The organism is Pseudomonas sp. WS 5078, from assembly GCF_012985745.1.
GTDB classification, from domain to species: Bacteria; Pseudomonadota; Gammaproteobacteria; order Pseudomonadales; family Pseudomonadaceae; genus Aquipseudomonas; species Aquipseudomonas lundensis_A.
This window is the reverse complement of sequence record NZ_JAAQWX010000008.1, coordinates 67,922-81,707: the sequence shown is the minus strand read 5'-3', so window position 1 is coordinate 81,707 and position 13,786 is coordinate 67,922. Positions and strand designations below refer to the sequence as shown.

Genomic DNA, 13,786 nt, shown 5'->3' with positions numbered 1-13,786 from the left:
CGTATTTATGCCTGCTGATACTCAAGCCTCTTCGGTGCATTTTTCCCGGTCTGACTACCGAACCCTCGGCCTGGCGGCCCTGGGCGGGGCGCTGGAAATCTACGATTTCATCATTTTCGTTTTTTTCGCCTTGACCCTGAGCCAGCTGTTTTTCCCGCCGGACATGCCTGAATGGCTGCGCTTGCTGCAAAGCTTCGGCATTTTCGTGACCGGCTACCTGGCACGCCCGCTGGGCGGCATTCTGATGGCGCACTTTGCCGACCATTTGGGCCGCAAACGGGTGTTCAGCCTCAGTATTTTAATGATGGCTCTGCCGTGCCTGCTGATCGGGGTTATGCCCACTTACGCCGACATTGGTTACTTCGCCCCCTTGATTCTGCTGGCGTTGCGCATCCTGCAAGGCGCAGCGGTAGGGGGCGAGGTGCCCAGCGCCTGGGTGTTCGTGGCCGAGCACGCCCCGGCCGGGCGACGCGGGTATGCACTGGGCTTTTTGCAGGCCGGCTTGACCTTCGGCTATTTGCTGGGAGCCCTGACGGCGACGTTGCTGGCGCAGCTCTTCACCCCCGCCGAAATCCTTGATTACGCATGGCGGTTTCCGTTCCTGCTGGGCGGGGTATTCGGGGTGATCGGTGTATGGCTGCGCCGCTGGCTGAGCGAGACCCCGGTCTTTCTGGCCCTGCGCGAACGCAACGAGGGCAAGGCGCAGTTCCCGCTGCGCACCGTGTTGCGCGACCATCGCAGTGCCTTGCTGCCTGCGGCGTTACTGACCTGCGTATTGACCAGCGCGGTGGTGGTGTTTGTGGTGATAACCCCCACCGTCATGCAACAGCGCTTTGGTATGGACGCCAGCCATACCTTTGCGTTGAGCAGTCTGGGGATCGTGTGTTTAAACCTGGGCTGCGTGCTGGCCGGGTTGATGGTGGACCGCATCGGCGTATGGCGCAGCATCGTGCTTTACAGTCTGCTGCTGCCGCTGGGGATTGGCCTGCTTTACGCCAGTCTGGTCGGTCAATGGGCCATGCCGGGGCTGGCGTATGCGTTTGCCGGCCTGACCTGCGGCATCGTCGGCGTGGTGCCGTCGGTGATGGTGGGGTTGTTCCCTGCTCCGATTCGGGTGTCGGGTATTTCCTTCACCTACAACATCGCGTACGCCCTGTGGGCCAGTACCACGCCCCTGTTGCTGATTGCGCTGATGCCCTGGAGCCCGTGGGTTTGCGTGGGATTCTGCGCAATGATGGGGCTGGTCGGTGTGCTCACGGCACGCGTGTTCGGTTTTGCACGGGGGGTGCAGGTGGAGCAACGGCTGTTGGCGAATGTGCCAGGGTAGGGGCAGCCAGGTTTAAACCCGCAAGATCCGCCCGCTGATGGCCACGACCAGCAGCAGGGCGGCGATCATCAGGAAGGCCACGCTCAAACTGCTGGCGTGTGCGACAAATCCGATTGCCGCAGGGCCTGCGAGAATACCGGCGTAGCCCAGCGTGGTGATGGCCGGTACGGCGATGTGTTCAGGCATCACGGTTTGCTTGCCCACGGCGGAGTACAGCACCGGCACAATGTTGGAACATCCCGCGCCTACCAGCGCGTAGCCGAGCAATGCCACTTGCCAACCCGGTGCCAGGGTAGCCAGTGCCAGGCCCAACGCCGCGAGCGCCCCTCCCAGCACGATCACCCGGGTGGGGCCCAACCGCCGGACGAGGGTGTCGCCCAGCAAGCGCCCGGCGGTCATGGTCACGGCGAAGGCGGCATAGCCCAAGCCCGCATAGGCTTCGCCGATGTGTTTTTCAGCGCTGAGGAACACGGCGCTCCAGTCAAGCATGGCCCCTTCGGCCAAAAATACGATGAAGCACAGCACACCGATGAACAGCACCACGCCGTGAGGGATGGCAAATGCCGGGCCACTGCTTTCACTGCCATACGGCAGCAGGTGCGGTGCGGCTTTGGCCAGCGCAGCCAGTAACAGCACAATCACCACGGCAATCGCCCACAGCGGTGTAAGCCCCAGTGCCAGCAAGGCGCTGACCCCCGCCGCACCGGCAATCCCGCCCACGCTGAACAGGCCGTGGAAGCCCGACATCATATTGCGGCCGCTGGCGCGTTCGACGATCACGGCTTGCAGGTTGACCGTGGAATCCACGACCCCCAAACCGGCCCCAAACACAAACAGCGTGGCAATCAGCAGCGCGACGGTGCTGGCGGTGGCCAGTAGAGGCAGTGCCAGACAAATCAATAGCGTACCGGCGATGGTGACGTTGCGGCAGCCATAACGGGTCGCCAGCATACCCGCGATGGGCATCGCCAGAATCGAACCGGCCCCCAAACATAACAACAGCAAGCCCAAGGTGGCCTCGTCCAGCTCCGCCCGGGCTTTGGCATAGGGCACCAACGGCGCCCAGGCCGCCACGCCGAACCCGGCAATAAAGAACGCCATGCGGGTCGACATCTGCTCGAGGCGTCCCGGAACAAGGGGCTTTTGCGTAACGGCGGCGGTCATGATCATCCTTGTCTATCGAGTCGGTGCGACGCGGCGAAACATCCTGACATATTCGCGGCGGGCGGTGTGAGGCTGCGCTGTGAAAACGCAGCCTGCGTGCGCCTACAGGCTTTGCATGGCCCTCTGGACCTGCTGGTGCACGGTTTACACCTGCAGCAAACGTTCGCGCAATTTGCCGATTTCGTCGCGCATCTGCGCCGCGGCTTCGAATTCCAGGTCGCGGGCCAGTGCGTACATTTTTTCTTCCAGCTGACGAATACGCTTGCTGATTTCGCTCGGTGAACGCAGTTCGTTTTCGTACTTGGCGTTTTCTTCGGCGGCTTTGGCCATGCCTTTGCGTTTTTTGCTGCGCGAGCCGGGCACGGTTGCGCCTTCCATGATGTCGGCCACGTCCTTGAACACGCCTTTGGGGGTGATGCCGTTGGCAAGGTTGAAGGCGATTTGTTTCTCCCGGCGCCGTTCCGTTTCACCGATCGCCCGCTCCATGGAGCCGGTGATACGGTCTGCGTACAGGATTGCCCGGCCGTTGAGGTTACGGGCTGCCCGGCCAATGGTCTGGATCAACGAGCGCTCGGAGCGCAGGAAGCCTTCCTTGTCAGCGTCGAGAATCGCCACCAATGACACTTCCGGCATGTCCAGGCCTTCACGCAGCAAGTTGATGCCCACCAGCACGTCAAACACGCCCAAGCGTAAGTCGCGGATGATCTCGACCCGTTCCACCGTGTCGATGTCCGAGTGCAGATAACGCACACGCACACCGTGGTCAGCCAGGTAGTCGGTCAAGTCTTCGGACATACGCTTGGTCAGCGTGGTCACCAGGACGCGCTCTTGCAGCGCCACACGCTTGGTGATTTCCGACAGCAAGTCGTCGACCTGGGTCAGTGCCGGGCGGATCTCGATTTGCGGGTCCACCAGACCGGTCGGACGCACCACCTGTTCGATCACCCGGCCCGCATGCTCGGCTTCGTAGTTGCCGGGTGTGGCCGAGACAAAAATGGTTTGCGGGCTGATGCGCTCCCACTCGTCAAAACGCATGGGCCGGTTGTCCAGCGCCGACGGCAGGCGGAAACCGTACTCAACAAGGGTTTCCTTGCGCGAGCGGTCGCCCTTATACATCGCGCCGACCTGCGGCACACTGACGTGGGATTCATCAATCACCAGCAGTGCGTCAGCCGGCAGGTAATCAAACAGCGTGGGCGGCGGAGCCCCGGATTCGCGTCCCGACAGGTAGCGTGAGTAGTTTTCGATGCCGTTGCAGTAACCCAGCTCCATGATCATTTCCAGGTCGAAGCGGGTGCGCTGTTCAAGGCGCTGGGCTTCCACCAGCTTATTGTTGGCGCGCAGGTAATCGAGGCGCTCTTTGAGCTCTTCCTTGATGCCCTCTACGGCGTCGAGCAGGGTTTCGCGCGGGGTCACGTAGTGGCTTTTCGGGTAGAAGGTGAAGCGCGGCATCTTGCGGATCACTTCACCGGTCAAGGGGTCGAATGCGCTGATGCTCTCGACCTCATCATCAAACAGCTCGATGCGGATGGCTTCGAGGTCGGATTCGGCCGGGTAGATGTCGATGACGTCGCCACGCACGCGGAACGTGGCACGCGCGAAGTCCATGTCGTTGCGGGTGTATTGCAGGTCGGCCAGGCGACGCAGCAGTTCGCGCTGATCGAGTTTGTCGCCGCGGTCGATGTGCAACACCATTTTCAAATAGGTTTCGGGGCTGCCCAAGCCGTAGATGCACGACACCGTGGTCACGATAATCGCGTCCTTGCGTTCCAGCAGCGCTTTGGTCGCTGACAGACGCATTTGTTCGATGTGGTCGTTGATCGAGGCATCTTTCTCAATGAAGGTATCAGAGGAGGGTACGTAGGCTTCGGGCTGGTAATAGTCGTAGTACGAAACGAAGTATTCCACCGCATTGTTCGGGAAGAACGACTTGAACTCGCCATACAACTGCGCCGCCAGGGTCTTGTTGGGCGCGAGCACCAGGGTCGGACGGTTCACGTGGGCAATCACATTAGCGATGCTGAAGGTCTTGCCCGAACCGGTCACCCCGAGCAGGGTCTGGTGGGACAGGCCGGCTTCAATGCCTTCGATCATCTGGCGAATGGCTTCGGGTTGATCGCCTGCGGGCTCAAAGCGGGTAACGAGCTGAAAATCGGACATATCTGACCTCTGGATTCGCATCTATAAAGGCATGGACCTTTCAAATGCGCGAAAGACTGCATACGACGCATGCCGCAGGAAAAAAACAGGATACGGCTAAATATGGTGTTGGTGACTGACTGTTTCAAGGCGCGTGTCTGACAGGGCCATTCAGGCCCGGAATGCAATTAGACCAGTGGCCTGAAAATAAACTGAAATACTTGACCAAATCCGGGAATCGCCTGTTGCCCCAATCGTGTACGGGCTTATACTTGCTCCCCGTTTGTGCACCGCTCTAGTGCAATCGGCTGGAGCGTTGTCACCCCCTCCATTCCCTATTCAGAGCCGCCGTAATAATGAGCCTGTTCTCCGCTGTCGAAATGGCACCACGCGATCCTATCCTGGGCCTCAACGAAGCATTCAACGCCGATACCCGTACCAGCAAAGTGAATCTGGGGGTCGGTGTTTACTGCAACGAAGAGGGAAGAATTCCGCTCTTGCGTGCCGTTGTCGAAGCCGAGACCCAACGCGTCGCTCAACACGCGTCGCGCGGTTACTTGCCAATCGACGGTATTGCCGCCTACGACCAGGCCGTTCAAAAACTGCTGTTCGGTGCCGAGTCGCCGTTGCTGGCTGCTGGCCGTGTCATCACCACCCAGGCAGTCGGCGGGACGGGCGCTCTGAAAATCGGCGCAGACTTCCTCAAGCAGCTGCAGCCCGATGCGGTAGTCGCCATCAGCGATCCAAGCTGGGAAAACCACCGCGCACTGTTTGAAACCGCAGGTTTCCCGGTGCAGAACTACCGCTACTACGATGCCGCCACCCACGATGTGAACCGTGCCGGGATGCTGGAAGACCTGAACGCGCTGCCGTCGGGTTCCATCGTGGTGCTGCACGCCTGCTGCCATAACCCGACCGGTGTCGACCTGACCCCTGCTGACTGGCAGAACGTGCTGGACGTGGTCAAGGCCAACCAGCTGATTCCGTTCCTCGACATGGCCTATCAGGGCTTTGGTGACGGCATCGCCGAAGACGCCGCAGCCGTGCGCCTGTTTGCTGACTCGGGCCTGAGCTTCTTTGTGTCCAGTTCGTTCTCCAAGTCGTTCTCGCTGTACGGCGAACGTGTTGGCGCACTGTCGATCATCACCGAATCCAGGGACGAGAGCGCGCGCGTTCTGTCTCAGGTCAAGCGTGTGATCCGCACCAACTACTCGAACCCGCCAACCCACGGCGCAAGCATTGTGGCGGCTGTGCTCAACAGCCCTGAGCTGCGGGCCATGTGGGAAGACGAGCTGGCCGAAATGCGCCTGCGCATTCGTGGCATGCGCCTGCAAATGGTCGAGTTGCTGGCCAAGAAGGCACCTGAGCACGATTTCAGCTTCGTGGCCCGCCAGCGCGGCATGTTCTCCTATTCGGGCCTGACCGTGGAGCAAGTGGCGCGCCTGCGGTCCGAGTTCGGCATTTACGCGCTCGACACGGGTCGCATCTGCGTGGCTTCTTTGAACCAGCGCAACATTGAGGTGGTTACCGACGCCATTGTTCAGGTCATCTGAATAATGCAAAGAGAAGTCTTCACGAGTGTTGACTTCTCTTTTTATATCAGTAAGATAGACGCCATTCCGCGATAGCTCAGTTGGTAGAGCAAATGACTGTTAATCATTGGGTCCCTGGTTCGAGTCCAGGTCGTGGAGCCAGATAAAAGAAAAGCCGCTAGCGATAGCGGCTTTTTTTATGCCTGTCGATAAGGTTTCCTGCCTGTTAGCTGTGCCGCGTCCGTTTGCGATTATCAAGTGGCGGTTCGATAATCGCCCCGGCCTTTGTTGGCATCAGGACAGGAAAACAATAATGAGCGAAGAACGCCCGTTGCCACTCTCTACCGTGGCGCCGCCAATTGTGGCGTCACCCGCCAAGCGCATCGACGCCTTGACCGGCGACCCGAATTTCATGACGTCACTGGCCCGAGGCCTCGCCGTGGTGCATGCCTTCCAGGAGCGAAAACGGCAACTGACGATTGCGCAGATCAGCCATCGCACCGAAATTCCCCGTGCCGCCGTACGCCGTTGCTTGCATACCCTGATCAAACTCGGCTACGCCACCACCGATGGGCGCACGTATTCCTTGCTGCCCAAAGTGCTGACCCTGGGTCACGCTTACGTGTCTTCGACCCCCTTGGCGGTGACGGCCCAGCCCATTCTGGATCGCCTCAGCGAACACCTGCATGAGGCGTGCTCAATGGCCACACTGGAGGGCGATGAAATCCTCTACATTGCCCGCTCGGCAATCCCTCAACGCTTGATCTCGGTTGATTTGAGTGTGGGCAGTCGTTTACCGGCCTATTGCACGTCCATGGGACGAATTCTGCTCGCCGGGCTGGATGATCTGGCGCTGGACGATTATCTGGAGCGTGCCGAACTTCACGTCAAAACCAGCCGTACGGTCCATACCGTGGACGGTTTGCGCGCAAGCATCGGACACGTCCGCGAGCAGGGGTGGGTACTTGTCGATCAAGAGTTGGAAATCGGTTTGCGTTCGATTGCCGTCCCATTGAAAGACGCGGCGGGACAAGTCCTGGCAGCCCTCAATGTGGGGACTCACGTCAGCCGCGTATCTAGCCAGGAGCTGGAGTCGCGCTACCTGCCCATACTGCTGCAAGCCAGCCGGGAACTCAGCACCCGGCTCTATAGCTGAAACAGTGTGCGTTAATCGAACGCTTGGCAGAAGGTTCAATTGAGTCCTTCTTCGTCGTGCGGCTTAATGCGACAGGCGCCATGCGCCGAGAACCGTTCCTCCGGTCAGCGTATTTATCTGTGCACACAGGCATAGAATCGGTGGCAGCTTGATCAAACACTGCGTTTAGGCAAAGCGCAGTGCATAAAAACAACGTGAGTGCCTTGCCATGAACAGTTGCCTGCTCAGTAACACCAGTAGTGTGTTCGACCGTGCGGACCCCCATGCCGTCTCCAGCTACGTGAATGAACACATGGGAATGCACGACATCCGTATGCCGCGGCTCGGTCAGCCCGCGGCTTCGTTAAACCATCGCAAGTTCGCCAGCCTTGACCTGTGTCGCATCAGCTACGGCGGCAGTGTGCAGGTGACTTCGCCTGCGCTGGAGACCATTTACCACTTGCAGGTGTTGTTGCGTGGCCATTGCCTCTGGCGCGGGGGCGGTGAGAAGCACCACTTCAGCCCCGGCGAGTTGTTGCTGATTAACCCGGATGATCCGGTCGACCTCACGTATTCCGCTGACTGCGAGAAATTCATCATCAAATTGCCTTCGTCGCTGTTGGATAAAACGTGCCGCGATCATCACTGGCAGCCCCCTGATGACGGAATTCGTTTCAAACCCAGGCACAACCTGCATCAGTTAGAGGGTTTTTACGGTCTGTTGCAGTTGGTGTGCGTGGAAGCGGAGAGCGCTCACACGTTGCAGCAAGTGCAAGAGCACTTTACGCGGATCATCTGCGCCAAATTGCTGACACTGCTGGACAACAACGTCAGCCGCCTGCCGCTCGCACAAGGCGCCGCCAGTTTTGAGCGCATTCTGCAATTTATTGAAACCAACCTGAAACACGACATCAGTGTTGAGCAACTGGCCCGTCTGGCGCACAGCAGCCCACGCTCGTTGTATGCCTTGTTTGAGCGACACACGGGCACGACGCCTAAGAGTTTTATCCGTCAGAAGAAGCTCGAACAGATCCGCTCAAGCCTTTGCGACCCGGCCGCACGGGTGCGCAACGTGACGCAAGTCGCCCTGGAGTATGGGTTCCTGCATTTGGGACGGTTTTCGGAAAGCTACAGAAGTGCTTTTGGCGAATTGCCCTCCGAAACCCTGCGTCGCCACAAGGCACCTAACCCTCAGGGGTAGCTGCACCGTCGGCCTGATCCGGGCCGATGACCTTTTGCTGTGCCGCCCATCCGCTGCCGTTTACCTGCCGACTGCGGGTATGCAGTAAACGGATAGAGGTCGTGCACAAAGCGGATATTGCCGCGTCACCGGGCAACGTAGCCTTGATTCCGTTGAAACAATAATAACGGAGCCATGGCCATGAACCTGGGACTCGACTACCTGAACAGCCTGCTGCAAGACGATAAAAAGAACGGCATCTTCCGCTGCAAACGCGAAATGTTCACCGACCCGCGGTTGTTTGATCTGGAGATGGAACACATCTTCGAAGGCAACTGGTTGTACTTGGCACATGAAAGCCAGATCCCGCAGAACAACGACTACTACACCACCCACATGGGGCGTCAGCCGATTTTTATCGCACGCAACAAGGCGGGTGAACTCAATGCGTTTATCAACGCTTGCAGCCATCGCGGGGCAATGCTCTGTCGTTTCAAAAGCGGCAACAAGGCAACCTACACCTGCCCGTTCCACGGCTGGACGTTCAATAACTCGGGCAAGCTGCTCAAAGTCAAAGACCCCAAGCACGCCGGTTACCCGGAAAGCTTCGACTGCGACGGCTCCCATGACCTGAAGAAAATTGCTCGGTTTGAGTCGTACCGGGGGTTTCTGTTCGGCAGCCTGCGCGATGACGTTGCGCCGCTTGAAACCTTCCTTGGCGAATCGAAAAAAATCATCGACATGGTGGTCGATCAATCTGCCGATGGCCTGGAAGTGCTGCGCGGTTCATCGACCTATGTGTACGAAGGTAACTGGAAGTTGCAGGCCGAGAACGGCGCCGACGGCTACCACGTATCGGCCGTGCACTGGAACTACGCCGCGACCCAGCAGCAGCGCAAGCTCAAAGAGGCAGGGGATGATATTCGCGCCATGAGCGCGGGCGGCTGGGGCAAAAAGGGCGGGGGGTTCTACGCCTTCGAAAACGGCCATTTGTTGCTCTGGACCCGTTGGGACAACCCTGAAGACCGGCCAATGTTTGCCGAGCGCGATCGCCTTGCCAGTGAGTTCGGTGACGCGCGGGCTGACTGGATGATCGGTAATTCACGCAACCTGTGCCTGTACCCCAACTTGTACCTGATGGACCAGTTCGGCTCACAGCTGCGCATTGCCCGGCCGTTGGCAGTCGACAAGACCGAAGTCACCATCTATTGCATCGCCCCCAAAGGCGAGGGCGCTGAATCGCGTGCCAAACGGATTCGTCAGTACGAAGACTTCTTCAACGTCAGTGGCATGGCCACGCCGGACGATCTGGAAGAGTTTCGCGCCTGTCAACAAGGCTTCGCCGGTCGCGCCATGGAATGGAATGACATGTCCCGGGGCAGTGAGCATTGGGTCGATGGCGCCGACGAATCGGCCAGGGAGATCGACCTGCAGCCGTTGATGAGCGGTGTGCGCACCGAAGACGAGGGCTTGTTCGTGTTGCAGCATACGTATTGGCAGTCGCAAATGGTGGCAGCGCTTACACACCGTCAGGATCAGATGATTCACGTGGAGGGCGCGTAAATGAGCCTGACCTACGAAGCCGCGCGAGACTTTCTTTACCGTGAAGCGCGTTACCTGGACGACAAGCAGTGGGACGATTGGCTGGAAATGTACGCCCGCGACGCAAGTTTCTGGATGCCCGCCTGGGACGATCGCGACCAATTAGTGGAAAACCCCCAGACCGAGATCTCGTTGATCTGGTACGCCAACCGCAGCGGTCTGGAAGACCGCGTGTTTCGCATCCGCACCGAACGCTCCAGCGCGACGGTGCCTGACACACGCACCTCGCACAACATCAGCAACATAGAACTGATCGAGCAAGCGGAGGGCCTGTGCAAACTGCGTTTCAACTGGCACACCCTGAGCTTTCGCTACAAGGTCGTTGATCATTTCTACGGCACCAGCTTTTACACCCTGGACACCCGCGGGCCTAACCCGCTGATCAAGGCTAAAAAGGTAGTCCTGAAGAACGACTACGTGCGTCAGATTATCGACGTGTACCACCTCTAAACCCGATGCGGAGCCTGCGCTGGCCCGTATCAGGGGCGAGCAGAACCCCGGTTCTTGCCGCCACCTTGGGTGCCGTGCGCGCATGAAGCTCCGCCTGCGGTTTGACCTCTTTCTGTGTTAAGCGAGGCGTGCCATGAGCCATAAGATCGCACTGAATTTTGAAGACGGGGTGACCCGTTTTATTGATGCCGCTGTGGGCGAAACGGTTGCGGATGCGGCCTACCGTCAGGGCATCAACATCCCGCTCGATTGCCGCGACGGCGCTTGCGGTGCTTGTAAATGCTTCGCGGAGTCCGGTCAGTACGACCTCGGCGAAGAATACGTTGAAGACGCCTTGAGTGAAGAAGAAGCGCAACGCGGCTTCGTATTGACCTGCCAGATGCGCGCCGAAAGCGACTGCGTGGTGCGCGTGCCAGCTTCCAGCGAGGTGTGTAAAACCCGGCAGGCCAGTTATGAGGTGCACATCAGCGCAGTGCACCCGCTTTCCGAAAGCACCATCGGCCTGTCGCTCAAGGGCGAGGCCCTGAGCAACCTGGCATTTCTGCCGGGCCAATACGTCAATCTCAAGGTGCCTGGCAGCGAGCACTCACGTGCCTATTCGTTCAGCTCGCTGCAAAAGGACGCAGAGGTCAGCTTTCTGATCCGCAATGTGCCCGGCGGGTTGATGAGCCGTTATTTGGTCGGCCAGGCAGCGGTCGGCGACACCATGACCCTGACTGGCCCCATGGGCAGTTTTTACCTGCGGGATATCAAGCGGCCGCTGTTGCTGTTGGCGGGTGGCACGGGGCTGGCGCCACTCACCGCCATGCTGGAAAAAATCGCCGAGCAGGGCAGTGCCTACCCCCTGCACTTGATCTATGGCGTGACCCATGACGTCGATGTGGTGCAAGTGGACAAATTGCAGGCCATGGCCGCATGCATCGCCAACTTCACCTACAGCGTGTGCGTCGCCAACCCGGACAGCACGCACCCGCTCAAGGGGTATGTCACCCAGCACATTGCGCCCGCGCACCTGAACGATGGGGATGTGGACGTTTACCTGTGCGGCCCGCCGCCGATGGTGGAAGCGGTTAGCAGCTACCTGCGCGAACACGGCATTGAGCCTGCGAATTTCTATTACGAGAAATTTGCCGCCAGCGCCTGAGTGTTGCTCTTGTCGGCCCGTTGCTGGCTCAACGGGCGTGTTTATTCGCAGTGCGGTGCGGGATTCGCTGGCCGGATCGCCCACCTGCTTATAGCGAGGTCGGAACCATGAATATGCGTTTTCAAAAGAAGGTTGCAGTTGTCACGGGTGCCGCTCAAGGCATTGGGCGGCGTGTGGCCGAGCGCTTGGGGCAAGAGGGTGCGCAATTGGTGTTGGTTGACCGTTCGGAGCTGGTGCATGAGCTGGCCGCTGAATGGGCGCATGTGACCGACGTGTTGACCCTGACCGCTGACCTTGAACACATCGCGCAATGCCAGCGGGTGATGGCGGCAGCAGTCGAACGTTTCGGGCGACTGGACATCCTGATCAACAACGTCGGCGGCACCATCTGGGCCAAACCCTTTGAGCATTACCAGGCATCTGAAATCGAGGCCGAAGTGCGCCGGTCCTTGTTTCCGACCTTGTGGTGCTGCCATGCCGCATTGCCACACATGCTCGAACAAGGGGCAGGCGCCATCGTCAACGTGTCTTCAATTGCCACTCGCAGCATTAACCGCGTCCCCTACGGCGCGGCCAAGGGGGGGGTGAATGCCCTCACGGCGTGCCTGGCGTTTGAGACGGCCGAGCGCGGGATTCGGGTCAACGCCACAGCGCCGGGCGGGACCGAAGCGCCGCCACGGCGCATCCCGCGAAATGCCGCCGGGCAGACCGAACAGGAAAAAGCCTGGTACCAGCAAATCGTCGACCAAACCGTTAGCAGCAGCCACATGAAGCGTTACGGGACGATTGACGAACAAGCGGGCGCAATTTTGTTCCTTGCCAGCGATGACGCCGCGTACATCACCGGCGTGACGCTGCCCGTCGGGGGGGGCGATCAGGGCTAGGCGGGTTTGTGCCAGTTAGCCATCTGTGTCAGGCACCGACAACGCTGCTCCTGTGCCGGGCGCAGCCAGTCCCTGACCTCTTTATTAATGCAACAGAGAACCCTGAAATGAGCCAAGTCCTGATCGAACGTGTGTCGGCCGTTATCGTCGACCTGCCCACCATCCGCCCCCACAAGCTGGCCATGCACACCCTGCATAAACAGACACTGGTCGTGATCCGCGTGCAGTGCAGCGATGGCATAGAAGGTATCGGTGAGTCGACCACCATTGGTGGGCTGGCTTACGGCAATGAAAGCCCGGAAAGCATCAAGCAGAACATCGACAGCCATTTGGGGCCGCTGTGGGTGGGCCAGGACGCTGCCAACATCAATGCAGCGATGTTGCGGCTGGAAATAGCGGCTAAAGGCAACACGTTTGCCAAATCCGGGCTGGAAAGTGCGCTGCTCGATGCTCAGGGCAAGCGCATGGGGGTGCCAGTGAGTGAGTTACTGGGCGGGCGTGTGCGCGACAGCCTTGAGGTGGCCTGGACCTTGGCCAGTGGAGATACCGCCCGCGATATCAGCGAAGCGCAACAGATGCTGGACCTGCGTCGTCACCGGATTTTCAAGCTGAAGATCGGGGCCAACCCGGTTGCCCAGGACCTCAAGCACGTGATTGCCATCAAGCAGGCCTTGGGTGAGCGCGCCAGCGTGCGGGTGGACGTCAATCAGTCGTGGGACGAGTCGCAGGCCATTCGCGCTTGCGAAGTGTTGGGCAATAACGGCATCGACCTGATCGAGCAGCCGATTGCGCGTATCAACCGCGCCGGGCAAGTGCGCCTGAACCAGCGCAGTCCGGCACCGATCATGGCGGACGAATCCATTGAAAGCGTCGAAGACGCCTTTGGCCTCGCCGCAGACGGCGCAGCGAGCATCTTCGCCCTGAAAATAGCCAAAAACGGCGGCCCGCGAGCGGTGCTGCGCACGGCGGCCATTGCCGAAGCGGCAGGCATCGCGCTGTACGGCGGCACCATGCTCGAAGGGGCCATCGGCACCCTGGCCTCGGCCCATGCCTTTGTGACCCTGCGTCAACTGAGCTGGGGAACGGAGTTGTTTGGCCCCTTGTTGCTCACTGAAGACATTGTCACTGAACCACCGGTTTATCGCGATTTTGCGTTGCACGTACCGCGTACGCCGGGCCTTGGCCTGACCCTCGATGAAGAGCGCCTGGCGTTCTTTGCCCGTAACTGA

Annotated in this window: 11 protein-coding genes and 1 tRNA gene; 10 read left to right on the top strand and 2 right to left on the bottom strand. The window is 59.6% G+C overall.

Translation table 11 applies throughout. The annotated features are described in order from the left end of the window. Positions 1 to 7 precede the first annotated feature (7 nt). Positions 8 to 1,327, top strand: a complete 1,320-nt coding sequence (locus HBN68_RS12665) for an MFS transporter (RefSeq protein WP_169964442.1) — start codon at positions 8 to 10, stop codon at positions 1,325 to 1,327. A 12-nt stretch (positions 1,328 to 1,339) separates the two neighbouring features. On the opposite strand, the gene HBN68_RS12660 is transcribed toward HBN68_RS12665, so the two are convergent. Then, the gene (locus HBN68_RS12660; RefSeq protein WP_169964444.1) at positions 1,340 to 2,491 is read right to left on the bottom strand and encodes an MFS transporter; all 1,152 of its coding nucleotides are present in this window, start codon (positions 2,489 to 2,491) and stop codon (positions 1,340 to 1,342) included. Between the two features lie 144 nt (positions 2,492 to 2,635). After that, positions 2,636 to 4,651, bottom strand: a complete 2,016-nt coding sequence (uvrB, locus tag HBN68_RS12655; RefSeq protein WP_094993899.1) for an excinuclease ABC subunit UvrB — start codon at positions 4,649 to 4,651, stop codon at positions 2,636 to 2,638. Between the two features lie 335 nt (positions 4,652 to 4,986). Between uvrB and HBN68_RS12650 the strand changes: the two genes are divergently transcribed. The 9 genes from HBN68_RS12650 to HBN68_RS12610 all read left to right on the top strand — a co-directional run bounded on the left by HBN68_RS12650 (position 4,987) and on the right by HBN68_RS12610 (position 13,786). After that, positions 4,987 to 6,183: an amino acid aminotransferase gene (locus HBN68_RS12650; protein ID WP_094993898.1), complete on the top strand. Its 1,197-nt coding sequence runs from the start codon at positions 4,987 to 4,989 to the stop codon at positions 6,181 to 6,183. Between the two features lie 65 nt (positions 6,184 to 6,248). Further along, positions 6,249 to 6,324: transfer RNA gene (locus HBN68_RS12645), tRNA-Asn, on the top strand. Between the two features lie 151 nt (positions 6,325 to 6,475). Then, positions 6,476 to 7,318, top strand: a complete 843-nt coding sequence (locus HBN68_RS12640; RefSeq protein ID WP_169964446.1) for an IclR family transcriptional regulator C-terminal domain-containing protein — start codon at positions 6,476 to 6,478, stop codon at positions 7,316 to 7,318. Positions 7,319 to 7,526: 208 nt separating this feature from the next. Continuing rightward, complete coding sequence (locus tag HBN68_RS12635) at positions 7,527 to 8,498, top strand: AraC family transcriptional regulator (protein ID WP_094993874.1); 972 nt, start codon at positions 7,527 to 7,529, stop codon at positions 8,496 to 8,498. 180 nt (positions 8,499 to 8,678) lie between these two features. Beyond that, the gene (gene benA, locus HBN68_RS12630) at positions 8,679 to 10,040 is read left to right on the top strand and encodes a benzoate 1,2-dioxygenase large subunit (RefSeq protein WP_169964448.1); all 1,362 of its coding nucleotides are present in this window, start codon (positions 8,679 to 8,681) and stop codon (positions 10,038 to 10,040) included. Further along, positions 10,041 to 10,529 (top strand): benzoate 1,2-dioxygenase small subunit, encoded by a 489-nt coding sequence (benB, locus tag HBN68_RS12625; protein WP_094993876.1) that lies wholly within the window; start codon positions 10,041 to 10,043, stop codon positions 10,527 to 10,529. A gap of 133 nt (positions 10,530 to 10,662) precedes the next feature. Beyond that, positions 10,663 to 11,673: a benzoate 1,2-dioxygenase electron transfer component BenC gene (gene benC / locus HBN68_RS12620; protein ID WP_094993877.1), complete on the top strand. Its 1,011-nt coding sequence runs from the start codon at positions 10,663 to 10,665 to the stop codon at positions 11,671 to 11,673. Between the two features lie 107 nt (positions 11,674 to 11,780). Beyond that, positions 11,781 to 12,557 (top strand): 1,6-dihydroxycyclohexa-2,4-diene-1-carboxylate dehydrogenase, encoded by a 777-nt coding sequence (locus HBN68_RS12615; RefSeq protein WP_094993878.1) that lies wholly within the window; start codon positions 11,781 to 11,783, stop codon positions 12,555 to 12,557. Positions 12,558 to 12,664: 107 nt separating this feature from the next. Further along, a complete protein-coding gene (locus HBN68_RS12610) occupies positions 12,665 to 13,786 on the top strand; it encodes a muconate cycloisomerase family protein (protein WP_169964450.1) in 1,122 nt (373 codons plus the stop codon).

Coding starts and splice junctions, on each gene's coding strand:
- HBN68_RS12665 (WP_169964442.1), top strand. CDS start 8: ATGCCTGCTGATACTCAAGCCTCTTCGGTGCATTTTTCCCGGTCTGAC.
- HBN68_RS12660 (WP_169964444.1), bottom strand. CDS start 2,491: ATGACCGCCGCCGTTACGCAAAAGCCCCTTGTTCCGGGACGCCTCGAG.
- uvrB (WP_094993899.1), bottom strand. CDS start 4,651: ATGTCCGATTTTCAGCTCGTTACCCGCTTTGAGCCCGCAGGCGATCAA.
- HBN68_RS12650 (WP_094993898.1), top strand. CDS start 4,987: ATGAGCCTGTTCTCCGCTGTCGAAATGGCACCACGCGATCCTATCCTG.
- HBN68_RS12640 (WP_169964446.1), top strand. CDS start 6,476: ATGAGCGAAGAACGCCCGTTGCCACTCTCTACCGTGGCGCCGCCAATT.
- HBN68_RS12635 (WP_094993874.1), top strand. CDS start 7,527: ATGAACAGTTGCCTGCTCAGTAACACCAGTAGTGTGTTCGACCGTGCG.
- benA (WP_169964448.1), top strand. CDS start 8,679: ATGAACCTGGGACTCGACTACCTGAACAGCCTGCTGCAAGACGATAAA.
- benB (WP_094993876.1), top strand. CDS start 10,041: ATGAGCCTGACCTACGAAGCCGCGCGAGACTTTCTTTACCGTGAAGCG.
- benC (WP_094993877.1), top strand. CDS start 10,663: ATGAGCCATAAGATCGCACTGAATTTTGAAGACGGGGTGACCCGTTTT.
- HBN68_RS12615 (WP_094993878.1), top strand. CDS start 11,781: ATGAATATGCGTTTTCAAAAGAAGGTTGCAGTTGTCACGGGTGCCGCT.
- HBN68_RS12610 (WP_169964450.1), top strand. CDS start 12,665: ATGAGCCAAGTCCTGATCGAACGTGTGTCGGCCGTTATCGTCGACCTG.